The 26457-nt window shown below is 61.3% G+C and carries 28 protein-coding genes and 1 other RNA gene; 17 read left to right on the top strand and 12 right to left on the bottom strand.

Features of this window, described 5'->3' with window-relative positions; translation table 11 throughout:
* The first annotated feature begins 188 nt into the window (after positions 1-188).
* The 6 genes from EAO39_RS15835 to EAO39_RS15860 all read left to right on the top strand — a co-directional run bounded on the left by EAO39_RS15835 (position 189) and on the right by EAO39_RS15860 (position 3755).
* Positions 189-758 (top strand): RNA polymerase sigma factor, encoded by a 570-nt coding sequence (locus tag EAO39_RS15835; protein ID WP_120969139.1) that lies wholly within the window; start codon positions 189-191, stop codon positions 756-758.
* Complete coding sequence (locus EAO39_RS15840; RefSeq protein WP_120969142.1) at positions 755-1210, top strand: DUF3619 family protein; 456 nt, start codon at positions 755-757, stop codon at positions 1208-1210. Before EAO39_RS15835 ends, EAO39_RS15840 begins: the two co-directional genes overlap by 4 nt.
* 49 nt (positions 1211-1259) lie before the next feature.
* Positions 1260-2093, top strand: a complete 834-nt coding sequence (locus EAO39_RS15845; protein WP_240467034.1) for a DUF3106 domain-containing protein — start codon at positions 1260-1262, stop codon at positions 2091-2093.
* Between the two features lie 108 nt (positions 2094-2201).
* Entirely contained in the window at positions 2202-2747 is a 546-nt protein-coding gene (locus tag EAO39_RS15850; protein WP_120969148.1) for an RDD family protein, read from the top strand.
* 25 nt (positions 2748-2772) lie between these two features.
* Positions 2773-3165 carry a diacylglycerol kinase gene (locus EAO39_RS15855; RefSeq protein ID WP_120969151.1) on the top strand — a complete coding sequence of 131 codons (393 nt, stop codon included), beginning with the start codon at positions 2773-2775 and terminating at the stop codon, positions 3163-3165.
* Positions 3162-3755, top strand: a complete 594-nt coding sequence (locus EAO39_RS15860) for a TIGR00730 family Rossman fold protein (protein ID WP_120969154.1) — start codon at positions 3162-3164, stop codon at positions 3753-3755. The genes EAO39_RS15855 and EAO39_RS15860 overlap by 4 nt, the downstream gene beginning before the upstream one ends.
* Positions 3756-3877: 122 nt before the next feature.
* Here EAO39_RS15860 and EAO39_RS15865 read toward each other — a convergent pair whose 3' ends face one another.
* Together EAO39_RS15865 and EAO39_RS15870 are read right to left on the bottom strand one after the other, a co-directional pair.
* Positions 3878-4216 carry a P-II family nitrogen regulator gene (locus tag EAO39_RS15865; RefSeq protein ID WP_120969157.1) on the bottom strand — a complete coding sequence of 113 codons (339 nt, stop codon included), beginning with the start codon at positions 4214-4216 and terminating at the stop codon, positions 3878-3880.
* 50 nt (positions 4217-4266) lie between these two features.
* Positions 4267-5910, bottom strand: coding sequence for an NAD+ synthase (locus tag EAO39_RS15870; RefSeq protein ID WP_120969160.1), 1644 nt, complete (start codon positions 5908-5910; stop codon positions 4267-4269).
* Between the two features lie 85 nt (positions 5911-5995).
* On the opposite strand from EAO39_RS15870, the gene EAO39_RS15875 reads away from it, so the two are divergent.
* A complete protein-coding gene (locus tag EAO39_RS15875) occupies positions 5996-7276 on the top strand; it encodes a GNAT family N-acetyltransferase (RefSeq protein WP_120969163.1) in 1281 nt (426 codons plus the stop codon).
* Positions 7277-7302: 26 nt separating this feature from the next.
* Here EAO39_RS15875 and EAO39_RS15880 read toward each other — a convergent pair whose 3' ends face one another.
* The 4 genes from EAO39_RS15880 to EAO39_RS15895 all read right to left on the bottom strand — a co-directional run bounded on the left by EAO39_RS15880 (position 7303) and on the right by EAO39_RS15895 (position 12746).
* Positions 7303-9036, bottom strand: coding sequence for a methyl-accepting chemotaxis protein (locus EAO39_RS15880; RefSeq protein WP_120969166.1), 1734 nt, complete (start codon positions 9034-9036; stop codon positions 7303-7305).
* Positions 9037-9515: 479 nt separating this feature from the next.
* Positions 9516-11285, bottom strand: a complete 1770-nt coding sequence (locus EAO39_RS15885; protein WP_120969170.1) for a methyl-accepting chemotaxis protein — start codon at positions 11283-11285, stop codon at positions 9516-9518.
* 201 nt (positions 11286-11486) lie between these two features.
* Positions 11487-12014, bottom strand: coding sequence for an inorganic diphosphatase (ppa, locus tag EAO39_RS15890; protein ID WP_120969173.1), 528 nt, complete (start codon positions 12012-12014; stop codon positions 11487-11489).
* Positions 12015-12221: 207 nt separating this feature from the next.
* Positions 12222-12746, bottom strand: coding sequence for an Mpo1-like protein (locus EAO39_RS15895; protein ID WP_120969176.1), 525 nt, complete (start codon positions 12744-12746; stop codon positions 12222-12224).
* A gap of 132 nt (positions 12747-12878) precedes the next feature.
* Here EAO39_RS15895 and EAO39_RS15900 point away from each other — a divergent pair, with 132 nt between their 5' ends.
* From EAO39_RS15900 to EAO39_RS15920, 5 genes are all read left to right on the top strand, one after another.
* Positions 12879-13676: a Crp/Fnr family transcriptional regulator gene (locus EAO39_RS15900; protein WP_120969179.1), complete on the top strand. Its 798-nt coding sequence runs from the start codon at positions 12879-12881 to the stop codon at positions 13674-13676.
* Between the two features lie 230 nt (positions 13677-13906).
* The gene (locus EAO39_RS15905) at positions 13907-14482 is read left to right on the top strand and encodes a DUF2889 domain-containing protein (RefSeq protein ID WP_120969182.1); all 576 of its coding nucleotides are present in this window, start codon (positions 13907-13909) and stop codon (positions 14480-14482) included.
* Between the two features lie 144 nt (positions 14483-14626).
* Positions 14627-15772 carry a GTP 3',8-cyclase MoaA gene (gene moaA / locus EAO39_RS15910; protein WP_120969185.1) on the top strand — a complete coding sequence of 382 codons (1146 nt, stop codon included), beginning with the start codon at positions 14627-14629 and terminating at the stop codon, positions 15770-15772.
* Positions 15773-15945: 173 nt separating this feature from the next.
* Positions 15946-17337: a molybdopterin-binding protein gene (locus EAO39_RS15915; protein ID WP_120969188.1), complete on the top strand. Its 1392-nt coding sequence runs from the start codon at positions 15946-15948 to the stop codon at positions 17335-17337.
* A gap of 90 nt (positions 17338-17427) precedes the next feature.
* Positions 17428-17754 (top strand): thioredoxin family protein, encoded by a 327-nt coding sequence (locus EAO39_RS15920; protein WP_120969191.1) that lies wholly within the window; start codon positions 17428-17430, stop codon positions 17752-17754.
* A gap of 41 nt (positions 17755-17795) precedes the next feature.
* Here the strand turns inward: EAO39_RS15920 and rnhA are convergent, their stop codons facing one another.
* Positions 17796-18245, bottom strand: coding sequence for a ribonuclease HI (gene rnhA, locus EAO39_RS15925; RefSeq protein WP_120969193.1), 450 nt, complete (start codon positions 18243-18245; stop codon positions 17796-17798).
* A 45-nt stretch (positions 18246-18290) separates the two neighbouring features.
* A complete protein-coding gene (locus EAO39_RS15930; RefSeq protein WP_120971190.1) occupies positions 18291-19091 on the bottom strand; it encodes a class I SAM-dependent methyltransferase in 801 nt (266 codons plus the stop codon).
* 19 nt (positions 19092-19110) lie between these two features.
* On the opposite strand from EAO39_RS15930, the gene gloB reads away from it, so the two are divergent.
* The 3 genes from gloB to EAO39_RS22705 are packed head-to-tail and all read left to right on the top strand — an operon-like array spanning position 19111 to position 21557.
* The gene (gene gloB, locus EAO39_RS15935; RefSeq protein ID WP_120969196.1) at positions 19111-19899 is read left to right on the top strand and encodes a hydroxyacylglutathione hydrolase; all 789 of its coding nucleotides are present in this window, start codon (positions 19111-19113) and stop codon (positions 19897-19899) included.
* Positions 19899-21389, top strand: coding sequence for a transglycosylase SLT domain-containing protein (locus tag EAO39_RS15940; RefSeq protein ID WP_120969199.1), 1491 nt, complete (start codon positions 19899-19901; stop codon positions 21387-21389). Before gloB ends, EAO39_RS15940 begins: the two co-directional genes overlap by 1 nt.
* Before the next feature lie 6 nt (positions 21390-21395).
* Entirely contained in the window at positions 21396-21557 is a 162-nt protein-coding gene (locus EAO39_RS22705) for a hypothetical protein (RefSeq protein ID WP_162989590.1), read from the top strand.
* 3 nt (positions 21558-21560) lie between these two features.
* Here the strand turns inward: EAO39_RS22705 and recR are convergent, their stop codons facing one another.
* The 3 genes from recR to dnaX all read right to left on the bottom strand — a co-directional run bounded on the left by recR (position 21561) and on the right by dnaX (position 24881).
* A complete protein-coding gene (gene recR / locus EAO39_RS15945; RefSeq protein WP_120971191.1) occupies positions 21561-22151 on the bottom strand; it encodes a recombination mediator RecR in 591 nt (196 codons plus the stop codon).
* Positions 22152-22338: 187 nt separating this feature from the next.
* Positions 22339-22671, bottom strand: a complete 333-nt coding sequence (locus EAO39_RS15950; RefSeq protein WP_120969202.1) for a YbaB/EbfC family nucleoid-associated protein — start codon at positions 22669-22671, stop codon at positions 22339-22341.
* A 38-nt stretch (positions 22672-22709) separates the two neighbouring features.
* A complete protein-coding gene (gene dnaX, locus EAO39_RS15955) occupies positions 22710-24881 on the bottom strand; it encodes a DNA polymerase III subunit gamma/tau (protein WP_120969205.1) in 2172 nt (723 codons plus the stop codon).
* A gap of 101 nt (positions 24882-24982) precedes the next feature.
* Here dnaX and ffs point away from each other — a divergent pair.
* Together ffs and EAO39_RS15965 are read left to right on the top strand one after the other, a co-directional pair.
* An RNA gene (ffs, locus tag EAO39_RS15960) (signal recognition particle sRNA small type) lies at positions 24983-25078 on the top strand.
* A gap of 492 nt (positions 25079-25570) precedes the next feature.
* Positions 25571-26032: a CPBP family glutamic-type intramembrane protease gene (locus EAO39_RS15965; RefSeq protein ID WP_162989591.1), complete on the top strand. Its 462-nt coding sequence runs from the start codon at positions 25571-25573 to the stop codon at positions 26030-26032.
* An 8-nt stretch (positions 26033-26040) separates the two neighbouring features.
* Here the strand turns inward: EAO39_RS15965 and EAO39_RS15970 are convergent, their stop codons facing one another.
* Positions 26041-26274 (bottom strand): hypothetical protein, encoded by a 234-nt coding sequence (locus EAO39_RS15970; protein ID WP_120969211.1) that lies wholly within the window; start codon positions 26272-26274, stop codon positions 26041-26043.
* Between the last annotated feature and the right edge of the window lie 183 nt (positions 26275-26457).

A 26457-nucleotide genomic window follows, 5' to 3' on the forward strand; every position in this document is an offset into this window, starting at 1 on the left:
AGGGCCACAAGACATGGGCGATTGTGTATACGCCGGACCGTGACCCGTTTGCTTTTTTGAGTTCAAAACCATTATCGCACTGCAACAAGACCTTGCACGGCAGTACGCTAAAAAACGTCAGGCAATGCCATAATTGCCTACTTTACTTGGTCTCCCCTCCTGCCCGCCCTGACACGGGCCCATCTCTTTTGGCTACTGAACAAGAACTCTCCGATTTTCTCAAAGGCGTAGAAAAGCGCGCGTTCAAGCGCAGCTTTTTCCACGTCCGCGACGAGGATGCGGCATTGGACATTGTTCAGGACAGCATGCTCAAGCTGGCCCAGCACTATGGCGACAAGCCCATCAACGAGCTGCCCATGCTGTTTCAGCGCATCCTCTCCAACAGCACGCTGGATTGGTTCAGGCGCCAGAAAACCCAGAGAGCCGTTTTCGTTCATTTCAGCGAGATCGAGGCTTCGGCAGGCGATGATGCGGATTTCGACTGGCTGGAAACCTATGCCAGCGACAGCGGCAAGGAGACGGCCAGCAGCGCCGAAGAGCTGACGCAACGCAAGCAGACACTGCTGAGCATAGAAAAAGAAATACAAGAGCTGCCTACGCGTCAACGCGAAGCCTTCCTCATGCGTTACTGGGAAGAGATGGATGTTGCCGAGACGGCTGCAGCGATGGGCTGCTCGGAAGGCAGTGTTAAAACGCATTGTTTCCGCGCCATCCAAACATTGAGCAAGGCACTCAAGGCCAAAGGAATCGAGTTATGAAATCCGTGCCCACACTCCGCCAAGAAATGGCCGCCGATCACATCGCCCGCAGCATCACCTCCAGGCTGAGCGAGGGCGAGGGCTTTCTCCCTTACGAGATCACGGAACGCCTGCGCGCCTCGCGCGAGCGTGCGGTCTCCGAGCGCCGCCGCGAGGTGAGCGTTCTGCACACCCAGGCAGCCTCCTCCGCTTCGGTTCAAGGCCATACCGTGGTCTTGAATGGCCCTGGCTCCGAAGGCGGCGGCTGGTGGCGCGCGATCATCTCGGCCATTCCGGTCTTGGCCCTGGTTGCAGGCCTGGTGGTATATAACTCGCAGATGGATCAAAACGGTCTCAACGAAGTGACCGAAGTCGATACAGCCTTGCTCACCGACGATCTGCCCCCTGCCGCTTATTCCGACCCCGGCTTCATTCAATACCTCAAGACCTCCGCCGCTGCGGCAGAAAACTAAGACGCCCTAGACGCCAACCGCCTGAATGCCGACTGAAAAGCGCTCCCGATTGACTCCCACCAACACCGCCGCCGTCACAGCGGCGGTGCTGTTGATGGCGCTGGGTTGGACGGGCTGGAATGTAGTCCAACAAGTCAGACTGGCCCCCAGCACCGTGCCGCCAGCCACCGTGGCCGCCACCATGGCTCCGCATGGCGATGCCGCGGCACGCCAGCGTGTCACCTCCATGGCTGCCGGGCCTCGCTGGGCCGAGCTGACCCCAACGCAACGGCGCGTGCTGGAACCGCTGGAAGAGCGCTGGCCCATGGTGGGCGCTTTGCAAAAGCGCCGCTGGATGGCTCTGGCCGACGGCTTTGACAAGCTCAGCGAAAAAGAACAGGAAAAGCTGCGCAGCCGCATGGAATCCTGGGCCAGCCTGAGCGCCGTGCAGCGCAGCCAGGCCCGCTTGAACTTTGCCATCACCAACAAGCTGGCAACCGACAAACAGGCCCAATGGGAGGCCTATCAGGCCCTGAGCGACGAAGAAAAGCGCCTGCTCGCTGCCCGCGCAGCCCCCAAGGTCATCACTGTCGCACCTGCCGTCAAGCCGGTGCCGCAGAAAAAGCTGGCCCGCATTCCGGCAGCCACCGGCACGCCCAATACCCTGCCCAATCTGCCCAAGATTCCGCCGGCAACCATTCACCACCCGCCGCCGCCCGTGCCATCCACGCCGGCCATGGTGGAAACCCATCCCGTGCGCCCCATAGGCACGATTGTGGAAACCGCACCGGTGGATATTCCGCGCGCCACGCCCATTAACCTGCCCCCACTCGATGCCGCACCCGGCAGCTCCGGAGCGGCAGGCAGCAGCCACGAGAGCAGCAGCGAAGGCGCTGCACAGTAAGGTGTAGCCTCCGGCGGGCTCGGTGATCTGAATCAAGAAGCAAGCCGAGTCCAAAAGCAAGGGAGCTGCCTGCATGAATTCGGCACCCCAGCCCTCTAGAATGGCTTCATGAGCAAAGACACGCTGCTTGGCGCGCAACACGACTCCCCAACATCCTCGCTTTTGATAGCACCCAGCCTGCGCCGCCGCATGGCTTGCTGGCTTTATGAGGGTATGTTGCTGTTCGGGGTGGTATTTATTGCCGGCTATTTGTTTAGCACGCTGTCTCAAACCCGTAACGCGTTGGACAACCGCCATGTGCTGCAAGCCTTCATGCTGGTCGTATTGGGCATTTACTTTGTCTGGTTCTGGAGCAAAGGCCAGACCCTAGCCATGAAGACCTGGCACATCCGTGTGGTGGACGCCCAGGGCCGGCCGCTGACCCAGACCCGCGCCCTGTTGCGCTATGCCTTGAGCTGGATGTGGTTTCTACCACCGCTGGCGGTGCTGGCACCCATGAACCTCCCCGTGCTGGAAGTCTTGGTTCTGATGACAGGCTGGGTACTCGTATGGGCGCTGGTCAGCCGTTTTCATCCCGCCCGGCAGTTCTGGCACGATGCTTGGGCCGGTACACGCCTGGTGCATCAGGCCCCGGCACCGAAGAAAATTCGCTAAGCAGATTCGTTACTTTCTTTGCCCCATGAGCACAACCGATCCCGTCAATCCGCAAAAAAGCCGCACCGGCCTGTCGCGCGTGCTGCATGCAGGCAAATATTCGCTCAACGGCCTGCAGGCCGGCTGGAACGAAAAAGCCTTTCAGCAGGAATCCATCTGCGCCATGGTCATGGTGCCAGCCGCCTTCTGGCTGGGCCAGAGCTGGGAGCAGGTCGCCTTGCTGGCGGGCACCGTCGTACTGGTGCTGATCGTGGAGTTGCTCAACTCCGGCATCGAAGCGGCCATAGACCGCATCGGGCTGGAATGGCACGATTTATCCAAGAAGGCCAAGGACATGGGCAGCGCTGCCGTGTTTCTGTCGCTTTGGCTCTGCGGCGCCGTCTGGGCTGCTGCCATCTACTACCGGTTCATTGCATGACAACACCTGCTTTTTCTGTTTGCGTCTATTGCGGCTCGCGCCCAGGCAACAACCCCGTGTTCACCGAAATCGCCAAGGCCGTGGGCCAATGGATTGGCGAGCGCGGCGGCCAACTGGTCTATGGCGGTGGGCGCAGCGGCCTGATGGGCACCGTGGCCGAAGCCACACGCATGGCGGGCGGCCGGGTGGTGGGCGTCATACCCCAGGCCCTGGTCGACAAGGAGCTGGCCAACCACGCCTGCGATGAGTTGCACATCGTGGCCAATATGCACGAACGCAAAGCCATGATGGCCGAGCGCAGCGACACCTTTGTGGCCCTGCCCGGCGGCATTGGCACGTTTGAAGAGCTGTTCGAGGTCTGGACCTGGCGCCAGCTCGGCTACCACGACAAGCCCATAGGCTTGATCAATGTCGATGGCTACTACGACCACATGCTGCAGTTTCTGCAGTCCTGCGTGGGCCATGGCTTCATGGGCGAGTGGCAAATGGGCCTCATCGAAAGCAGCAGCGACGCCAGCGCCCTGCTGCAAAGCCTGGTGCAAGCCTCAGGCACCCGCATGGAAACGCCCTCGCTGCGCTCGGTGATCTAAAAGCAAAAAGCCAGACCGAAGTCTGGCTTTTTTACTTGAGGGCTTTACCGCGTACCAGGCCAAAGCCCGGGCTACCGCATCAACCAGTCGTGAGAAGTCGCCCCTGACTTCAAAGGACGCGTTCAGATCGCTCCATCATCGAGTTCGCCGGTGCGAATACGCACCACGCGCTCGACCGGACTGACAAAAATCTTGCCGTCACCGATCTTGCCGGTGCGGGCCACGTTGACGATGGCGTCCACGCAGCGGTCCACATCTTCGGTCTTGACCACGACTTCGATCTTCACCTTGGGCAGAAAGTCCACCACGTATTCGGCACCGCGGTACAACTCGGTGTGGCCTTTCTGGCGACCGAAGCCCTTGACCTCGGTCACGGTCAAACCGTTCACCCCACATTCGGCCAGCGCCTCGCGCACCTCTTCCAGCTTGAACGGCTTGATGACGGCGGTAATCAGTTTCATGGGGCTAACTCCTAAGGGATTGAAAAGGGCAACATGGCTGAGACAAGGTCTCAGGCACGGAATTTATTGGTCATGGGGTAGCGCCAGTCCTTGCCAAAACTGCGCACGGTCAACCGGGGTCCCACGGGAGCCTGGCGACGCTTGTACTCATTGATTTGTATCAGACGCGTGACGCGCTCCACATCGGCAGCGGCAAAGCCCTGAGAGACGATGGATGCAATGCTCTCGTTATTTTCCATGTATTTGGAAACAATGGCGTCCAGCACCTCATAGGCGGGCAAGCTGTCCTGGTCTTTCTGATCCGGGCGCAGCTCGGCGCTGGGCGGACGGGTGATGATGCGCTCGGGGATGGGATCGAGACCGGTGCCAAACGGATCATGGGCATTGCGCCAGCGGGCCAGGGCAAAGACTTCGGTCTTGAGCACATCCTTGATGACGGCAAAACCACCAGCCATATCGCCATACAGCGTGCAGTAACCAGTCGACATTTCGCTCTTGTTGCCCGTGGTCAGCACGATGTGGCCGAACTTGTTGCTCATGCCCATCAGCAGCGTGCCGCGAATGCGGGCCTGCAGATTCTCTTCAGTCGTGTCCTCGGCCCGGCCCTGGAACGTGGCGGCCAATGCCGCCTTGAAGGCCTCGAACTGGGGTGCAATGGCAATTTCTTCGTGCTGCACACCCACGCGCTCGGACATCTCGCGTGCATCCAGCCAGCTGATATCGGCCGTATAAGGCGAAGGCATCATCACCGTGCGCACCTTGTCGGCGCCCAGCGCATCTACGGCAATCGAGAGCACCAAGGCCGAATCCATGCCGCCCGACAGCCCGATCAGTGCGCCGGGGAAGCGGTTCTTGCCCACATAGTCACGCACGGCCAACACCAGGGCCGACCACAAAGCGTGGTGGTGACCCAGCGCAGGCCTGGCTTCACCTGCGAGCTTGACGCGGCCGTCCACCAGATGCGCAGCAACCACGGGCAAATCCTCCTCAAAAGCTGCAGCCCGGGCCGCAATCTGGCCGCTGGCGTCCACCGCAAAGGAATTGCCGTCAAACACGATCTCATCTTGCCCGCCCACCAGATGGGCGTAGACCAGCGGCACCTCATTTTCAGTAGCACGCAGCGCAATGACTGTCTCACGCTCTGCCTGTTTTCCACTATGAAACGGCGAAGCATTGATCACCGCCAGCAACTGCGCACCGGCGGCCACGGCAGCCTGAGCGGGCTGGGCATGCCAGGCGTCTTCGCAAATCAGCAGACCGATGCGGATGCCGTCAATCTCTACCACGCAAGGCTGGGTTCCGGCGGCGAAGTAGCGCTGCTCATCGAACACGCCAAAATTGGGCAGCAACTGCTTGGCGTATTGCGCCATCAGCTGGCCGTCTCGCAGCACGCTGGCCATGTTGAACAGTGCGCCACCTTCGCTAGATTGCGGGTGCCCCACCACAATGGCCAGGCCCGGCCACTGGGCCGTGGCGGTTTGCAGCTGCTGCAGGGATTGTTCGCAGGCTTCAAGAAAAGCGGGGCGCAGATACAAGTCTTCTGCCGCATAGCCGCAAAGGGACAATTCAGGCGTCAGTAACAGACGAGCGCCGCTCGCATAAGCTTCAGAGGCGGCAGCAATGATTTTCTGAACATTGCCGGACAGGTCACCCACGACAAAATTGCGTTGGGCACAGCAGATGGAAAGCGTCATGAAAAGCGAGCAAGGCAGTGAGGCCATGCCCCGCGTGTGCCTGCGCACGACCCGTATGACAGCTGGCCGCCACAACATTTGAGACATGGCTGAAAACACGATTATCACTCGCACATTCCAAAGCGTGCAGGAGCTGCCCGAGCAAACCTGGAACGCACTGCTCTCTGCGCAGACCCAGGACACGCCTTTCATGCGCCATGAATACCTGGCCGCCATGGAGCAAAGCGGCAGCGCCACGCCCCAAACCGGCTGGATCTGCCGCGTGATCACGCTGTGGCATGGCGAAGAGCTGCTGGCCGCCTGCCCTGTTTACGTCAAAACACATTCCTATGGCGAATATGTTTTTGACTGGTCCTGGGCCCGCGCCTATGAGCAGCACGGCCTGCCCTACTACCCCAAGGGCACGCTGGCCGTGCCCTTCACGCCCGTGCCCGGCACCCGCCTGCTGGTCAAAGCGCCGCAGTGGCGGCTGCCCCTGGTGCACGCCGTGCAGCACTGGGCGCAGCAGGCAGGGCTGTCATCCCTGCACCTGCTGTTTGGCGATGCACAGGATCTGGCCGCTTGCGAGCAAGCCGGCTGGATGCTGCGCAGCACGGTGCAGTTTCATTGGAGGAATGTGGCCCCCACGCCTGCCGCACAAAGCTGGCGCGACTTCGATGATTTTCTGGCATCACTCAACCAGGAAAAGCGCAAAAAAATCCGCCAGGAACGGCGCAAGGTGCGCGAGGCAGGCGTGCACTTCAAAACCCTGCGCGGGGCGCAAATCACGTCTGCCGACTGGGCCTTTTTTTACCGCTGCTATGAACGCACCTATCTGGAGCACGGCAACCCACCCTATCTGACGCCCGAATTCTTCAATGCCATGCAAGAGCATATGACCGAGAACTGGGTGCTCTTCATTGCCGAGCGTGACGGTCTACCGATTGCAAGTAGTTTGATAGCAGTCAGCGACGACTATTCATTGATTTCAGATGAAAAATCGCCTGGAATGCAGACAAATAAGTCGGTAGCAGCTATCAAAGAAAGAGTGGCCTATGGCCGCTACTGGGGCGCATTGGAACGTGTGGACTGCCTGCACTTCGAAGCTTGCTACTACCAACCCATTGAATGGTGTATTGCCAATGGCATTGCGCGCTTTGAAGGCGGCGCCCAGGGTGAGCACAAGATGGCCAGAGCGCTGCTGCCCATCGTCACGCCCAGCGCCCACTGGATTGCCCATCCGGCATTTGCCGACGCCATTGGCCGATTCCTCGAACGCGAAAGCGAAGGCATGGCCGGCTATGTGCAGGAGCTTCAGGCCCACAGCCCCTTGCGGCAATCGGAGCCGCATGAAAAAGGCCGCATTGCGGCGGCCTTTGAGAGATAGGCACTGTACAGCGCCCCAAGATCCGCTCAAAAAGCTTCCCACTCACCATCGGCTGCCGGTTTGGAAGCTTTGCGAGCCGCCGCATCCGCTCCGGAGCGAACCGACAAGGCAGGTGCGGCCGCAGCGGCCTGGAGCAGGGAGCGCGTGCCGCGCGCGGAAGAGGTGCTGGCATGCCCATACTGGCGCGTAGCCGCGGCCGCCGCGCTGTCTTGCATGGCGCTGGCGGGTAGCTGAAACACGGCCACGGCCTGCACCAGATCTTGTGCCTGCTTGCGCAAGGCACCGGCGGCGGCGGCACTCTCCTCCACCAGAGCCGCATTTTGCTGTGTGCTTTGATCCATCTGCGTCACGGCTTCACCCACCTGGGCTACACCCTGGCTTTGCTCACTGCTGGCAGCGCTGATCTCGCCCATGATGTCCGTCACGCGGCGAATCGCCGAAACGATTTCAGCCATGGTGGTGCCGGCTTTGTCCACCAGCTGCGTGCCCTGCTCCACCCGCTCCACACTGGTGGAGATCAAGCCCTTGATGGCCTTGGCCGCTTCCGCACTGCGCTGGGCCAGCGTGCGCACCTCGCCAGCGACCACGGCAAAGCCACGGCCTTGCTCGCCCGCGCGGGCGGCTTCCACAGCAGCATTCAAAGCCAGAATATTGGTCTGGAAAGCAATCGAGTCGATGACGGAAATGATGTCGGCAATCTGGTGGCTGCTGTTGTTGATGCCCTTCATGGTGTCCACCACCTGAGCTACCACGGCACCGCCCTGAGCTGCGACCTGGGAGGCGTTGACCGCCAGCTGATTGGCGGCCCGCGCATTGTCGGCATTCTGGCTGACCGTCGTGCCCAGTTGCTCCATGGAGGCCGCTGTCTCTTCCAACGCCGAAGCTTGCTCTTCGGTGCGGCTGGAGAGATCGGCATTGCCCGAGGCAATCTGCGCGCTGGCCGAGGCCACGCCTTCGGCGTTCTGGCGCACGCTGCGCACGGTCTGCACCAGGCTGGTCTGCATGCGCTCCAGCGCATTGAGCAATTGCCCGGTTTCATCGTGACGCTCAACATGGATCATGCCGCTCAGATCGCCATTGGCCACGCGGTCAGCCGCCTTGACGGCCTGATCCAGCGGCACGCGAATGGAGCGCACCAGCATCAGTCCTGCAACCACGGCCACCAGCACGGCCACCAGCGCCGCCGCGATCAACAGTATCACGGCGCGCTTGTACACCGTGACCGAAGCCTGACTTTCCTGCCGGGCTACATCGCTGTTGTATCTGACCAGCTTTTGCAGCGTGGCCGAGGAATCATTGAAGAGCTTGAGCGACTGCCCTTCCAGAAGCTCCTTGGCCTTGTCCTGCTCGCCTGCTCGCGAGAGCGCAAAAAGCTGCTTGTTCACCTGCGCATAGAGTTCGCGCTCGCGAATGAACTGGTCGTAATAATCGCGCTCTTGCTGCGAGATGATCAGCGGCTCATAGTTTTTCTTGTCGTCAGTCATGCGCTGCTGCAACTGGGAATACTGTGATTCCACTTCGGACAAGTAGGCCGGATCGCTACCGATCACATGACGCAATTCCACCAGCCGCGACCGCTCCAATTCGGTATTCATGGCGTTGATGATTTCCACGCTGGGCAACACGGTGCGCGTAATGACCTCGGCATTGTCACGCATGGTCTTGAACTGCAGCAAAGCTGTAGCCACCACGGCCAGCAGCAGCACGACCAATATGCCAAAGGCACCCAGAATACGGGTCGATATCTTGATGCTTTTCATATTGCCCACCCCCTCTATGGCTGTTGAATTGCTTGCATTCCATGGCCAAGCAGATAAATACCGCCCCGAAACCAGCTGGCGCAGTCACTGCAATTCAATCAATGCACTTAACAGCTGCTTCATAAATAAAGAGCAAGCCTATTTCGCTTTCAGACTCAATTTGAGACATTTTTTCCATGCTTGCACCCGATGCAATGGAGCTGCTTTTTCTGCAAATTGCATTAATCACTTGGGCCTCATGTGATCGCCATGATAAGCGTCGTCCTCTGAAATCTCATTTACTCCCAATTGTGATAAATCTTCAAAACTCATATTCCTACAGATCAATATGAAGGATTTATCTGACACAAGCAACGATTTCTTGTTCCTTCATCCCGAAACCATAAAAAAAGCCGCTGAAATCAGCGGCTTTAAAATGTGTGCTCAATTTGAATGCTTGCCAGCCCAACTAGCTGCAGACTGGGTGCCCTCGTCGGAGCTTAAAACTGCTCCCATTGCTCATCTTCTGCGGCGCTGGCTGCCGCCGTCTTGGGCGCCACTTTCCCGCGGCCCGATGCGGCAGAAGAGTTCAACGCGCTCGCCGGTGCAAGCACCTGTGCCGGCCGCGATGCACGTTGGGGTGCGACCACGGCCACAGGGGCCATTGCCGGCACGGCCTTGCCCGTGCCCTGCTCCACTTCGAAGATGGCGACCGACGCCACCATGGCCTGGGCCTGACGTTGCAGCGAATCGGCTGCCGCCGCGCTTTGCTCCACCAGGGCCGCATTTTGCTGGGTGTTCTGGTCCATTTGTGTGATGGCCTCACCCACCTGGGCCACACCCTGGCTTTGCTCGCGGCTGGCCAAGCTGATCTCACCCATGATGGAGGCCACACGGCCAATCGCGCTCACGATCTCGGCCATGGTCTCTCCAGCCTTGTCCACCAGCTGCGTGCCTTGGTCCACTCTATCCACGCTGGCGCTGATCAAGCCCTTGATTTCCTTGGCCGCTTCCGCGCTGCGCTGGGCCAGCGTGCGCACCTCGCCGGCCACCACGGCAAAGCCACGGCCTTGCTCACCGGCACGGGCCGCTTCCACTGCGGCATTCAGCGCCAGGATATTGGTCTGGAAGGCAATGGAGTCGATGACGGAGATGATGTCGGCAATCTGGCGGCTGCTCTGGTTGATGCCCTTCATGGTATCGACCACCTGGGCCACCACGGAGCCGCCCCTGGCCGCCACATCCGACGCGGTCTGTGCCATCTGATTGGCGGTCTGGGCGTTGTCGGCGTTCAGTCGCACGGTAGAGCCCAGCTGCTCCATGGATGCGGCCGTCTCCTCCAGCGCGCTGGCCTGGCTTTCGGTACGTGAAGACAGATCGGCATTGCCCTGGGCAATTTCGCGCGAGGCCAGGGCCACGCCATGGGCATTGCTGCGAACTTCCTGCACCACCGAGGCCAGTTGACGGCGCATATCCTCCAGCGCATTGAGCAACAGGCCCAATTCATCGCGGCGCTGGTTGAGCACCGGGCGCTGCAAACGGCCGGCCGCCACGTCCTGCGCTACCTGCACGGCACGCTCTACAGGCCTGGTCACTGCCCGCGTCATGGCCACACCCACAGCGCCAGCCACGGCAATCACCAGCACCAGCGTGCCCAGCAGCCAGTAGCGCGCCAATGCATAGCTGGCTTTTTCATCCTCCTGGGCCGCAGCTGCTGCATCGAGCTGCAACTGCATGAACTTGCCTGTGCTCTCGGCCAGCTTGCTGAAGGCGTTTTCAAACTCTCCGGCAAAGAACAGCCCCATTTCGTCGGCCATGGCGGCCTGCGACTCCACGGTGTTGAAGTCGCCATCGCGTGCAATGGACAGCATGCGCTGGTGCAGCTTCAGGTATTCGGCCTTGTAGCCCAGGTAGTTGTCGAAGGCGGCACGCAGTTGCTGACCGTCGATCAGGCCGTCCAGCACTTTTTCCTGCTCGGCGATCGTCTTCAGCCGCTGCTGAATCTGCGCTTCAAAGCCTTCCACCTCCTGCAAGGTGCGGGCCGTGGAGATGCCGGCCTCATGGCGGCGCAGGCGGTTGTAGTCGGATCGCATGGAGGCAGCGTTGTAAATGCTGGGCAGCATCACCTCGGAGACCACCGTCCCCGTAGCATGAATCCGGCTGAGCTGCGTCCAGGCCACCAAGCCCAGGATGGCCGAGAACACCACCATGACAAGAAAGCTGACGCCCAGCTTGGTGCCTACCCGCCAATCCGAAATCTTCCAGTTCATTGCTATCTCCTCAAGCCCGGGACTTGAACCTGCACCGGGGGCAACCGTCAGAGCGCCACTGCGCTCCATGGCAGCTTCTGGCCATAAAAAAACGCACCGGACAGATCGCCCGGTGCGTTTCAAATTGTATTTCTCTTGTTTGCCCTGCAATGCGCAAAAAGCGCTTACAAGAGTGTTGACCGAAGGGGATAAACCCGTGGATCAGCCCTTGTAGTTGGCGATGCCGTCGGTGATTTCCTTGTGCGCCACATCCAGACCCTTCCAGCCCAGCACCTTGACCCACTTGCCCTTTTCCAGGTCCTTGTAGTGCTCGAAGAAGTGGGAAATCTGTTGCAGCACCAGATCGTGGATGTCGCCGAGAGTGTTGATCTTGTCGTAGGCAGGCAGCAGCTTCTGGGTAGGCACGGCCAGCACTTTGCCGTCCACGCCGGATTCGTCTTCCATCTGCAAAATGCCCAGTGCACGGCAGGGAACCACCACGCCGCTGGGCAGGGGGAAGGGAGTCATCACCAGCACATCCACGGGGTCGCCGTCGCCCGACAGGGTCTGGGGCACATAGCCGTAGTTCACGGGGTAATGCATGGCAGTGCCCAGGAAACGATCCACGAACACGCAGCCGGTTTCCTTGTCCACTTCGTACTTCACGGGAGCGGAGTTGGCCGAGATTTCGATCACGACGTTGAAGACTTCAGGTGCCTTGGAGCCGGGGGTCACATTGTTCAGAGACATGATGGTTGAAGTAGTAAACAAAAAAAGCCCCCATCAGGGGACGACCCGGTGATTTTAGGCGCAGGACCCTAACGCCGGCATTACATGCACCCGATTGCGGTGGGGCTTGCAGAACCCGGCAGCTTGAAAATCAAGCAAAAAATGCCTAGAACCTTTTAACAACAATCGTTATAAGCTATCAATTAAGTAGCAAAACAAACTGCAAATTCAGGCACCAGCCAGGCTGCGACGGCGAACGGGGCCGCTGCGCTGCTCCACGGCGGCCTGCACCTCCTTGCGCAAGCCCATGGCAAAGCCAAGCTCTGCCGCTACAAACAGCGGGCCGATGATCAGCCCCATGATGTCGTCCATGAAAGCGGGCTTGCGGCCTTCGTAGAAATGACCCACGAACTGGATCACCCAGCCCAGGGCAAACAGACCCAGACCCCAGGCCAGCCATAGCGCGGTGCTCTGCCCGGCAATCGGCACGGCCAGCGCCAGCATGGCGGCCAGCACCAGACCCATGGTCATGCCATAACGCCTATCCAGTCGCCAGTAATACACGGCCGCCACCACCGCCGCCAACAAGGCCAGAGTGATGGGAAAGCCCGCCACACGGCCCCATCCCAGGCGCGCCAGCAGGATGACCACGGCCAACATGATCATGGGCACACCGACGTAATGCGTCAGTATGTTGCGCGGGTCGCGGTGGTAATCGGCATACTTGGACAGCTGATCGACTAGGGTTTTCATTGTCTGCATCTCCTTGTGGCCGGGGTGGCGTCTGCAGAAAATGAAGCGCAGATGACAAGGTTTCTGCAGACATGTCCATGGTCGTGCAGCGGCATCGGCAGCGTCTGTCAAACAATCGACACAAGAATCCACATGCCTGAATCCACGCCAGCCCATCCACCTCTCGCCTCCGGCAGCCGACGCGCCGCCAGCTCCGTGGTGCAAAGCGATCTCTGGGCCATTCTTCAGGCCGGGCGCTGGTTCAGCGCGCTGCCGCCCGCTCTGGCCGAACAGCTGCGCGCCCTGGCCAAGCCACGTCTGCTGGCCGCTGGTGAATGGCTGTTTCGCCGGGGCGATGCACCCTGCGGTCTGTATGCCGTGGCGCGCGGCGCGCTCACCATCGCGGGTACGGCGGCCATGGGCGAGCAAACCCGCACCGCCTTGCTGACTCTGGTGGAGCCGCCCATGTGGCTGGGCGAGATTGCGCTGTTTGACCAGGCCCCGCGCTCCCACGACGCCTATGCCGCCACGCATTGCACGCTGCTGCACATAGCGCATCAGCCCTTGCGCCAGTGGCTGGAAGCCAATCCGCAGTACTGGCGCGACATGGCTTTGCTGCTGACCGACAAGCTGCGCAACTGCCTGATTGCCCTGGAAGAACAGACCGTGCTGCCCGCCCCGCAGCGCCTGGCCCACCGCCTGGTGCAAATGGCGCAAAGCTATGACCAGTGGAATGACAGCCTGCGTACCCGCCGCGAACTGGCCGTATCGCAAGAGCAGCTGGCGCGCATGCTCGGCCTCTCGCGCCAGACGGCCAACCAGGTGCTGCAGGAGCTGCAGCAGGCCGGCCTCCTGCAGCTGCGCCGGGGCAAGCTGGAGGTACTGGATTTGAACGGCCTCAAGACAGCTGCCTGCTACGGGCTGCCGGCAAGCGGCCAGGCCTCGAGCTGAATCTCAATCAAGGCCCGTGCACCGTAGTCATTGATAATGAATTTTCTGCGTGCCGACTCTGTCCCGCGCCTGTCATGCAGGTGCTGGACAGCGGCCATGCCGCTTTGACAATGCCATCAGCTTCGCCCGGTCTTGAAGCCAGCCCCTAGCTGGCGGCAAAGATCGGCCGATTTCCCCACGCCAAGCGGCCGCCCTCGCCAGCCCAAAGAGCCGCACTCACATATCCCCCCATGCCCCTGATCCATCCCCCTGCCAACCGCAAGCTTGTCAACATGCGCGACGTACGCTTTCGCTGCTACGCACGCGAAGACGATCTATGGGACGTGGAAGCCGAGCTGATCGATCTGAAAACCTACGACATCACCCTGCACGGCAAGCGCCATGTGCCTGCGGGCACGCCGATCCACCATATGTGGATACGGTTGACGGTGAACTCCAGCCTGGTGGTGCAGGCCGTGGAGGCGGCCATGGACGACCACCCACTGGCCCACTGCCCCGAAGCCACACGCGCCATGCAGCGCATGGTGGGCTGCAGCATGACCCGCGGCTGGCGCAAGGCCATCAATGAAAACCTGGGCGGCGTCGAAGGCTGCACCCATATGCGCGAGCTGATCTTCAACATGGCCACGCCCGCATTTCACTCCGTGCTCAACCAGTTCTCCACCGGCGACGACGGCCTGCCGCCACGCCATCTGGGCCAGTGCCATGGCTGGGACTTCAACGGCCCCGGCGTGGCCGAGCATTACCCCGAGTTTGCCGGCTGGCAACCGCTGGTCAAACTGGACAAGGCAGAAGCCAAAAACTGAGTGCTTTGAACAAAATTGCGCCTCAGCCTATATCGATGAATAGCTTGCAGCTATCAAAAATAAAGCAGCTGCGGATGATTGACCTCAATTCCCCCTCCAACCCATTGGCAGCCCGGACATAGGGCTTGCGGCACAATTGCTCACATGGCTGAACGTGTGATTCCTCTGGTCGATGAACGTGCTGCAACACGCACGGCCTTCGCCCCCTCCGTCCTGACAGCGCCCACCGGCCTGCTGCAAGACCATTGGGGGCGGCCGCTGCATGACTTGCGCATCAGCGTGACCGACCGCTGCAACTTCCGCTGCAGATACTGCATGCCCAAGGAAGTTTTCGACAAAGACTATGCCTACCTGCCTCACAGCTCGCTGCTGAGCTTTGAGGAAATCACCCGCCTGGCCCGCGTGTTTGCCGCACATGGGGTACGCAAGATTCGTCTGACCGGCGGCGAGCCGCTGCTGCGCAAAAACCTCGAAACCCTGATCGCCCAGCTGGCCAAGCTACGCACCTTTGACGGCCAGCCGCTGGAGCTGACGCTGACCACCAATGCCACGCTGCTGGCGCGCAAGGCTCAGGCCTTGAAGGATGCGGGCCTGAACCGCGTCACTGTCAGCCTGGACGGCCTGGACGACGAGGTGTTTCGCCGCATGAATGATGTGGACTTTCCCGTCTCTGACGTGCTGCACGGCATAGAGACGGCGCAGGCCGTGGGCCTGTCCAACATCAAGGTGAACATGGTGGTCAAGCGCGGCAGCAATGACGACCAGATCCTGCCCATGGCCCGCCACTTTCGCGGCACGGGCGTGACGCTGCGTTTTATCGAATACATGGACGTGGGCGCTACCAACGGCTGGTGCATGGATGAAGTCCTGCCCTCGGCCCAGGTGCTGGAACGTCTGCAGGCCGAACTGCCCCTGGTACCGCTGGCACCCAGCGTGCGCGGCGAAACCGCCGAGCGCTGGGGCTATGCCAATGCCCAGGGCCTGCACGATCCGGCGCTGGGCGAAGTCGGCTTCATCAGCAGCGTGACCCATGCGTTTTGCGGCGACTGCAACCGCGCCCGCCTCTCCACCGAAGGCAAGCTCTACCTATGCCTGTTTGCCAGCCAAGGCTGGGACTTGCGCACTCTGTTGCGCAGCAGCGCCAGCGATGAGGAGCTGGCTGCGGCCATCGCCCCTATCTGGCAGCAGCGCGACGACCGCTACTCACAGCTGCGCAGCGAAATGCCCGCCGACGCCCCGGCCCCCGCCACCGGCGGCCGCCGCATCGAGATGAGTTATATCGGCGGCTGATGGCTGGGGATGGTGCCGACAGATGCCACCATCTCTTCATCCAGGCACCGCCCGGGCTTGCCGCCTGCTCTTGCTTGTTCCCGAATTGACCTGGGTCACTGCACAAGCAGCGTAGGATCGGCATTGCAGCCCCTGCCGCCACTTCGCGACAGGCCGCTTTGACTTTTTGAGCCATGACTGCCATCTTCCAACCTGCCGCCTCCTCTTTGTCCCAAAGCCTCACCACGGAGCAGGTGCTGCAACAGCTGGCCTCCCTGCTCGAGCCCCTGGGCGCCGTGGCCGAGGTCGAAACCCTGCCCCTGATCGAAGCCCTGGACCGGGTGCTGGCCGCCGATGTGCTGTGCCCGGTCAACGTGCCGCCGCATGACAACAGCGCCATGGACGGCTATGCCTTCCACAGCTCGGCCCTGCAAGCACAGACTGTGCAGCTGCGCGTGGTGGGCACGGCGCTGGCAGGCGCACCGTGGACCAACCCGGTAAAGCCCGGCGAATGCGTGAAGATCATGACTGGCGCCGTCATGCCCGCCGGGCTGGATACCGTCATTGCCCATGAACTGGCCAGCGTCGCAGCAGATGCCCGCGATGACGATCACATCCGCTTTGATGCGGCCAGCGTGTGCGCCGGTGCCAATCTGCGCCTGTGCGGCGAAGACCTGCAGCGCGGCGCTGTGGCACTGGCTGCGGGCCAGCGCCTCAAGCCTGCGGCCCTGGGCCTGCTGGCCAGCCTGGGCCTGGCCCAGGTCAGCGTGCGCCGACGCCTGCGCGTGGCCTACTTTTCCACCGGCGATGAAATCCTCAACCCCGGCGCAGCGCCGCGCGAAGGCGCAATCTACGACAGCAACCGCTTCAGCCTGCAAGGACTGCTGCGCCGCCTGGGCGTCCAGGTGCTGGACCTGGGCGTGGTGCCCGACGAGCCCATGGCACTGGAAGAAAAGCTGCGCGAAGCCGCGGCCCTGGCCGATGTGGTGCTGACCAGTGGCGGCATCAGCGCAGGCGAGGCCGACCACACCCGCGCCATGCTGCAGCGCCTGGGGCCGGTGCAGTTCTGGCGCGTGGACATGCGCCCCGGTCGCCCCTTGGCCGTGGGCCTGCTGCGCCCGGCAGCCCATGCCTCGCTGGCAGAGGCTTTTGGAGAGAAATCGGCCTTCAGCCCAATCAAGGAAATCGCTGACAGCTCTCAAAACAAGAGCAACAGCTTTGCCGCCAAACGCCCGGCCGTGCTGCTGGGCCTGCCCGGCAATCCCGTGGCGGCCATGGTCAGCTTTCTGATGTTTGTACGCCCGGCCCTGCTCAGCCTCATGGGCTGCAGCGATGGCGACGTACCCGTGATGCAAGCGCTCAGCGCCGAGAAACTTCGCAAGCGCCCGGGCCGTACCGAATATCTGCGCGGCGTGGTGGCGCTCAACGCCCTTGGCCAGGCCACCGTGCGCAGCACCGGCCCCCAGGGCTCGGGCGTGCTCAGCTCCATGGTGGCAGCCAACTGCCTGATGGTGCTCGAGCATGAACGCTCAGACGTACAACCGGGCGAAGCCGTGTCCATACTCCTTCTGGACGGCCTGATCTGACACCTGACTGCATCGCAGAGACCGAAAACGCGGTGAGGCATCATCGCATTTGCCAAGAACCATTCTTCCATCGAGACAGGACCCGCTGACATGCCGTACCAAGCCACCCACGAGGCCACAGAACCCAGCCGACAAGCCATGGACGCGCTGCAAGGTGCAACACTGCTGGAGTTTGGTACGCCGTGGTGCGGGCACTGCCAAAGAGCCCAAGCCCTGATTGAAGCCGCGTTGGCACCCTTGCCCGCGCTGCCGCATATCAAGGTGGAAGACGGCCCCGGCCGCCCCCTGGGCCGCAGCTACAAGGTCAAGCTCTGGCCGACCCTGGTTTTTCTGCGTGACGGCCAGGAAGTGGCGCGCCTGGTGCGCCCCGCTGATGCGCAGGCCATCACCGACGCGTTGAAGCAGATCGGCAGCTAAGAGCAACTGGCACTTATTTGCCTGGCGCTTGCTTGGAGCGTTTAAAGACGCCCCAGCGCCTTGTCCACGCCCTTGTTGGCCAGCGCATCGGCGCGTTCATTGCCGGGGTCGCCCGCATGGCCCTTGACCCAGCGCCAGTCGATGCGGTGACCGGCACCGCTGACCAGGGCATCCAGCTGCTGCCACTGCTCGGCATTTTTCACCGGCTCCTTGCTGGCCGTGCGCCAGCCCTTGGCCTTCCAGCCATGAATCCACTCGGTAATGCCTTTGCGCACGTACTGGCTGTCCAGGTAGAGCACCACATCGCAGGGGCGCTTCAATGCTTTCAGCGCCTCGATCACCGCCTGCAGCTCCATGCGGTTGTTGGTGGTATCGAGCTCTCCGCCGAACAATTCTTTTACGGCCGTACCGGCCTGCAATACCACGCCCCAGCCGCCAGGGCCGGGATTGCCTTTGCAGGCGCCGTCGGTATAGATCACTACTTGATTCAATTTCTTTCCTTGGAGTCGCGAACACAGGCTGGTCTTCGCGTCTTTTTATGGAGGGAACTCATCGCTGCACCAGGCCGCATCGCCGGGCCGTTTGTTGGCCACGGGCATCTGCACGCCCGAGGGCGCACTCTTGCTGCGCCATGAGGGGCTGATCAAGCGCATGCCCTGCACCCGCTTGACGGCCACAATGCAATACACCCCACCGAAGGCCGGCCAGCAGCGATGGCCCAGTTTTTCCATGAATTGCCAGCGCGCCAGCCAGCGCGCGTTTTGTGTGGCTGGACGATAACAGCCAAATTGCACGGCTTCGATCTCGAAGCCCAGTAATTGCAACCAATCGCGCAAGCGCCAGTAACCCAGGCCCAGACTCAGATCGGGCAAATGCGCCGCGCTGCGCTCCACGCGCCGCTGCAGCCCCAGAAGGCTCAAGGTATTGAGACCGCAGACCACCAGCCGCCCCTCGGGCACCAGCACCCGGGCAGCCTCGCGCAGGGCAGCATGCGGATCGTGCGACGTCTCCAGCGTATGCGGCATCAGCACCAGATCCAGGCTGGCCTCGGAAAACGGCAGCGCTGTCGCATCCGCGACCAGAGCCGGCGGGACATGTTTTGATGCAGACTCATCGGTCGCTTGCGCTACATTGGCAGCTTGCGCCGCTGCAGACTCCCCGACCTTATCCAGCGCCAGCCAGCGCTGGGGCATGCGGTTAGCCCGCAAGCCCTGCAAGGCAGGCATGCCCAGCTGAACGGCGTGATAGCCGAAGATATCGGCCACCGCTTCGTCACAGCGCTGCTGCTCCCAATCCAGGAGGTAGTGCCCCAAGGCAGTATCTGTCCAGTGATGCATCTCTATAATTTTGCAGCCCATGAACCTTTTGCCCATCCCCGCCTTTTCCGACAACTACATCTGGATGCTCCACGATGGCAAGCACGCCATCGTGGTAGACCCCGGTGAAGCCGAGCCGGCGCTGGCCGTGCTGCAAAGACTGGGATTGAAGCTGCAAGGCATTCTAGTCACCCACCACCATGCCGACCATGTGGGCGGCGTGGCCGCACTGCGCGCAGCCACCGGCGCCCCGGTCTGGGGGCCTGCCTACGAGCAGTTGCCCGAGCCACAGTTCGTGACCCGCGTGCAAGGCGGCGACCAGGTCGATGTGCTGGGCGGGCCCTGGCAGGTGATTGACGTGCCCGGCCATACCAGCGGTCATATTGCGTTTTTCAGCTCCCATGCGCAAGGCGCCAACCACCAACCATTGCTGTTTTGCGGCGACACTCTGTTCTCTGGCGGCTGCGGCCGCCTATTTGAAGGCACGCCAGAGCAAATGCAGACCTCGCTGGATGCACTGGCCGCCTTGCCCGGCAACACCCTGGTGTGCTGTGCACATGAGTACACAATTTCCAACCTGCGATTTGCGCAGGCCGTGGAACCAAACAATGCCGATCTGGCTCAGTACCTGCAGCATTGTCAGGATTTGCGTGCCGCCCACCAGCCCACGCTGCCTTCCACTTTGAAGACCGAGCAGGCCATCAACCCTTTCATGCGCAGCCGCCAGCCCGATGTCATCGCGGCGGCCGTGCAGTTCGACTCCCAAGTCAATCCGCAAGAGCCCGCCAGCGTGCTGGCCGCCTTGCGCCAATGGAAAAACGTTTTTTGATGAAGCTGCTACATACCTTGCTGCTGACCGGAGTGCTTGTACTCACCGGCTGCGCATCCACCACCAGTTACGACAATTCCAGCACCTCCTCACAGTACCCTGACGGTCCGTTGTCACCGCTGAGCCGGGGCAAGGTGTCCAGCTCGGACGTGGCGTCGCTGGAAGCCACGGGCGACCTCTGGGTACGCATACGCCAGGGCTTTGCCATGCCCGATCTGGAGCACGAGCTGGTGGCCGACCGCGAGCAGTGGTATGCCAGCCGCCCCGACTACATCCAGCGCATGACGGAGCGCTCGAGCAAATACCTGTTCCACATCGTCGAGGAGCTCGAGCGCCGCGGCATGCCCACCGAGCTGGCGCTGCTGCCCTATATCGAGAGCGCGTTCAACCCTCAGGCCGTCTCCAGCGCCAAGGCTGCCGGCATGTGGCAATTCATGCCCGCCACGGGCAGTTATTTCGATCTCAAGCAGAACATCTTCCGCGATGACCGCCGCGACGTGCTGGCCTCCACCCGCGCCGCGCTGGACTATCTGCAAAAACTCTACAACATGTTTGGCGACTGGCATCTGGCCCTGGCCGCCTACAACTGGGGCGAAGGCAGCGTGAGCCGCGCCATCAAGCGCAACGAAAAGCTGGGCCTGCCCACCAAGTACACCGATCTGCAGATGCCGGCCGAGACCCGCATGTACGTGCCCAAGCTGCAGGCGGTCAAGAACATTGTGGCCAACCCGGAAAAGTACAACGCCGATCTGCCCGTGATCGAAAACCACCCCTACTTCCAGGCCGTGGACATCACGCATGACATCGACGTGGAACTGGTGGCCAAGCTGGCCAATGTCAGCGTCAAAGACTTCAAGGCCCTGAATCCCAGCTTTCACAAGCCGGTGATTTTTGTGGCGGCCACGCCCAAGGTCTTGCTGCCCTGGGACAACGCCAAGATCTTCCGCCGCAATCTGCAAGCCTATAACGACGGCCAGTTTGCCAGCTGGACGGTGTGGACCGTGCCCTCCACCATCACCGTGGCCGAAGCGGCCCAGCGCGTGGGCCTGGGCGAATCCGATCTGCGCGCCATGAACAATATTCCGCCGCGCATGCTGATCAAGGCCGGCTCGGCCCTGATGGTGCCCCGCGGCGCCCATGTCCATGCCGACGTGGCCGGCCATGTGGCCGACAACGGCCAGATCTCCTTCGCCCCTGAAATCGTCACCGTGCGCTCCACCGTGAAGGCCCGCAAGCGCGACACGCTGATCAGCGTGGCCAACCGCTACGGCGTCAGCGTCTCCAATCTTGCGGACTGGAACGATCTCAAGTCCACGGCCTCGCTGCATGCCGGCCAGTCGCTGGTGGCCTATCTGCCCGTGCGGGCGACGCGCACGGCCCACGCCAGCACCCGCTCCAGTGCCAGCAGCAAAGCGGTGGCAGCGCAGCCACGCGGCGGCAAGAGCGAGCCCAAGGCCCGTGGCGGCACGCCTTCCAAAAAGCGCCGTTAACACGATTTGAAAAAATGGAAAAGCCCGTCTGACAGCTATCGCCAGGCGGGCTTTGTGTTTTGGCAGCAGGCAAAAAGCGAGCACCAAGCGCTTGCCTTCGAATCAATTCAGGCCGATTTCATGCTGAAATCCTTCATGAGCCAACGCTACAAGCTCTTGAAAAAATAGCAACTAGCGCCTGTCCACCAGGGCATGCGCAATGGTTCCCAGGTCCACATATTCCAGCTCGCTGCCAATGGGCACGCCCCGCGCCAGCCGCGTCACCAAGATGCCGCGCGACTTGAGCGCCTCGCTGATGGCATGCGCCGTGGCCTCGCCCTCGGCCGTGAAGCTGGTGGCCAGGATCACTTCCTGCACCTGACCGTCGCAGGCCCGCTGCAGCAGCTGCCCCATGCCGATGTCCTTGGGGCCCACGCCATCGAGCGGCGACAAGCGCCCCATCAGCACGTAGTAATAGCCTTGGTAGGCGCCAGTGCGCTCCATGGCTGCCATATCGGCCGGTGCCTCCACCACGCACAGCCGCGCGGCATCGCGCCCCGCATCGTCGCAAATCGAGCAGATCTCGGCTTCGGTGAACGTGTGGCAGCGCTGGCAGTGCCGCACCGAATTCACGGCCGACTCCAGCGCCTTGGCCAGATTCAAGGCCCCGGCATGATCGCGCTGCAGCAAATGAAACGCCATGCGCTGCGCCGACTTGATACCCACGCCCGGCAGGCGGCGCAGCGCCTCCATCAAGGTATCCAGAGATTGCACATCAGACACGGCTTGTCCTTTCATTGACCAGAAAAAAAGCGATCTGCTGGGTGCCAGATCGCCATTCATTTTTGACACCACCCGCACCGCTTGAAACCGGCGCGATCCAGGTGCGAGACGCCCAGCAAGGGCCGCCCCGCAGCAAAGGGTGTCGTCCCCCTTAGGGGGAAGCGGCATAGCCGCTCAGGGGGTGCAGTTAGAAGGGGAACTTCATGCCGCCGGGCAGGCCTGGCATGCCAGCAGTGATCTTGCCCATCTTCTCGCTGGAAGTCTCTTCGGCCTTGCGCACGGCAGCATTGAAGGCAGCAGCCACCAGATCTTCCAGCATGTCCTTGTCTTCGGCCAGCAGGCTGGGGTCGATGGTGATGCGCTTGACATCGTGCTTGCAAGTCATCACGACCTTGACCAGACCCGCGCCGGACTCACCTTCCACTTCCACATTGCCCAGTTCGTCCTGAGCCTTCTTGAGGTTGTCCTGCATGGCCTGGGCTTGCTTCATCAGGCCGGCGAGTTGTCCTTTGTTGAACATGTGAATTCCTTCTTCTTTCGGGGAAAAAACGTAAGACCTTATTCAGGCCGAATAGCTACGGGCTTGATGCTGCCGGGCACGATTTTCGCGCCATGCTCACGCACCAAGGTTTGCACCATGGAGTGGTTCGTCACAATTTCTTCGGCAATGCGCTGACGGGCCTGGGTGATCACCGCCATACGGCGGGCCGGGGTGTCCGTCACCGCGCCTTGCTCCACCTGCAATTGTCGCGCATGACCGGCGGCCTCCAGCGCAGCACGCAAACGCTCGCGCGAACCGGCCTGGTTCAGCGAGTTGGTTTCCACACGCAGCGTCCACAGATCGCCTTCGCGCGCCATCAGCTGCGATTGCAGCGCCAGCTGCCTTGCCAGCGCCACAATGGCTTCGCCATCTACCAACTGCTGCACCACACCTTGCCAGAAATCGCCTTCCGGCGTGCACACCAGCTCCTGCACATCCACCACCGTGCTGGCATACACCTGGGGTGATTCCTGCTCGGCGGGCTGCTCACGCAGGGGCTCGGCATTCACCGGCAGACCGACATCCACCTCGGCATCGTCGCCCCAGCGGCCTTCGTCGGCCCAACCTTCCTCGGGCATGCCAGCCCAGGCACCCTCATCGGGGCCGGACTCATCGATGGTTTCGGCAGTGGCAGCAAGTTCATCGGAAGCATAGCTCTCGTCCACCACCGCAGCGACTTCCGCCACTTCGGCGGCAGCCTCTGCGAGTTCATCGACAATGCCATTGGGCTGATGGGGCTGCTGCTGCACAGAATCTGCAGGCTTGGGCTCTTCAACCGGGGCCCGTTGGATCGCCGCAGCAGGCTCCGTAGGCTGCAGCGGCGGCACGACATCAGCCGCGGCTTGCACCTGAGTTGTAGCGCTTGGCATCTCGGAAACCATAGCGCGATGCGCTGGATTTAGCTGTGCATCCGACTGTTTTGGCTCTGATTTTTCGGCTAAAGGCGCCACAACTGCCGCAGGCAGGTTCTGTGGCGTACTTTCCGCCACCTCACGCACAGCTGGAGTGGCGAGAGCCGCAATCGCCGGGCTAGGTCTGGGCGAGGTCCGCGCTAGAGTTTTTTTTTCAGCCGCGCCGGTTTCGGCATTGTCCGGTTTGAAGGCCAGCAGCCGCAGCAGCGCCATGGTCAGCGCCGCATATTCGTCCGGTGCCAGACCCAGCTCGGCACGACCGTGCAAGCAGATGCTGTAGAGCAGCTGGGTCTCGTCGCGGGGCATCAGATCTGCCAGACGCGCCACTTCGGCAGCTTCCGGGTCGCTGGCATCCACGGGCATATCGGGCACGGCCTGCAGCACGGCCATGCGTTGCAGCACGGCACACATCTCTTCCAGAGTGGAGGCTGCAGACAGGCCGTTGTGGCGCAGCTGCTCCGAGGTCTCGACCACCACACGGCCATCACCCTGGGCCAGCGCATCAATCAGTCTGAACACATGGCTGCGATCCACGCTGCCCAGCATCTGGCGCACGGTGGCTTCCTGCAACTGGCCGCTACCAAAGGCAATGGCCTGATCGGTCAGCGAGAGCGCATCGCGCATGGAACCACGGGCTGCACGCGAGAGCAGGCGCAGCGCCTGAGGCTCGGCAGGCACGTTCTCCTGGCCCAGCACATGGCTCAGATGCTCAAGCACCGTCTCGGGGGCCATGGGCCGCAGATTGAACTGCAGGCAGCGCGAGAGCACGGTGACCGGCACTTTTTGCGGATCGGTGGTGGCCAGCACAAACTTGAGATATTCAGGCGGCTCTTCCAGCGTCTTCAACATGGCGTTGAAAGCCGTGTTGGTCAGCATGTGCACCTCGTCGATCATGAAGACCTTGAAGCGCCCTTGCACCGGCTTGTACACCGCCTGCTCCAGCAGGCTTTGCACCTCGTCCACGCCACGGTTGGAAGCGGCATCGAGCTCGGTGTAATCGGGAAAACGTCCGCTATCAATTTCAGTGCAGGCTGCGCAAACACCGCATGGGGTGGCGGTGATTCCGCCTTGGCCGTCCACGCCTTGGCAATTGAGCGACTTGGCCAGAATGCGCGACACCGTGGTCTTGCCCACCCCGCGCGTGCCGGTAAACAAATAGGCGTGATGCAGGCGCTGCTGAGTCAGCGCATTGGTCAGGGCCTGAACCACGTGCTCCTGCCCCACCATTTCGGAGAAGGTACGGGGCCGGTATTTGCGAGCGAGCACTAAATAAGACATAAGCCGTGATTCTACGAGTACGCCGCATGCCATCCCACATCTGCAGTGCATTCCTGCCGCGAGATCCCGGGGACCATGCATTTGCACCTATAATCAGCGGTGACGGGCCTCCTCGCATGGGGAAGCGGCCAACCGGGTCAGGTGGGGAACCAAGCAGCCCTAACTGTGGAACCAGTGCCGAGGTAAGGTTCGTCACCTTTCGATGGAAAACCTCTTTGTAGACAAGAGGTCGCCTTCCAGAGAAAACTCTCTTCAAGTCTTTGCATCATCTTGGTCTGGCGCCTTGCCAACCACACAAGACCTGGGCGACCTCTCAAAGGTTGCTATCAAGAGCGAAAATCCACCAGATTTGCGGCATTCCGGCTGACCTTCAGACAAGGCTTGGACATGACCGTGTCTCAACGCATCTGGGAACTTCTGACAAGTCAGGGGTAGATCTGCGTCAATCGCCACTCGACGCCATGCTGGCGATATTGACTCTGCCAAGCGCGAATCTCCTGCGCAGGCTTTGACTGCCGCCGCGAGAGTTGCTTTTTTCGCCTTATCTGACTCCAAAAGCATGCGCGCCTTCACGGCTGACTCGGGGATTTTGTCCTTTCAAGGACGAGCGCCAGCAGCTAGGATGGCAGGCATCCTGCTCTCGCAAAAAACCTATGCCTGAAACCGGGACTCCGAGGACAGCTTTCAAATTGGCCGAGTGGCTGAGACAGCTTCACCCCGCACTATTCGTCCTGGTCATTGCAGGGCTGACATTCACCGCAACCGTCGTCGGCAATATTTTCCTGTCTTCATTGATAAGCACACCATCCACAGAGGGGCCGCTCAAATCGACCTCTGTGGGCACCCGAATCGTCATGGGGTCGCTTGTCGGTCCGCTGATTGAAACAGCTCTATTCCAAGCACTCCCATTTTGGCTGCTGGTCCAGAAGCTGCGACTACCAAGCTATGTTGCCGTCTTTGCATCCGCCGCCCTCTTTGGCCTGGCTCACAACTACTCCATTGAGTATGTGGTCCTAGGCTTCATTACAGGCCTTATTCTGTCTTTCGCCTATGCCTCGGTGCGCCCATCAACTGGCCGCGCGTTTGTCTTGGTGGCACTGAGCCACGCACTGCACAACACCATCAGCACCGCCATCATGTATTGGGCGTGATTGCCCCCTCACTTGGGCCAATACTTCACGATGGCGACTAAAGCCAGCAAAACCACTAACACGCCAAAGTACGAGACAGCTTGCACGTCCCCATAGTCATTGATATCTCTACCCGGTTTGGTCAGCTTCGGAAATTTCCCAAGCGTCAGCACCTTCAGCGCCAGCCAACCAGGCCAAAAGAACAGCAGCTCGAACGCCACTTGCTTGAAGATACTTCCCACAAAACTCAGAACAGCATCCATCTATGCGCCTCTGCAAGAATTTGAGGATCCGCCAGGATTAAAGCCACCGAGTGGCCGCCAGCTCAGGCGATAGGCTGGACGGCGCGCGACTCGCCATCAACGCAGCAGCCAAGTAAAAGCCTATGCCCGGCACCAGGCCACAAGCGATCTGCCAGGGCAAGGCCAAGGACTCAAAAGGCAGTT

This window comes from Comamonas sp. lk, assembly GCF_900564145.1.
In the GTDB taxonomy this organism is placed as follows: Bacteria; Pseudomonadota; Gammaproteobacteria; order Burkholderiales; family Burkholderiaceae_C; genus Comamonas.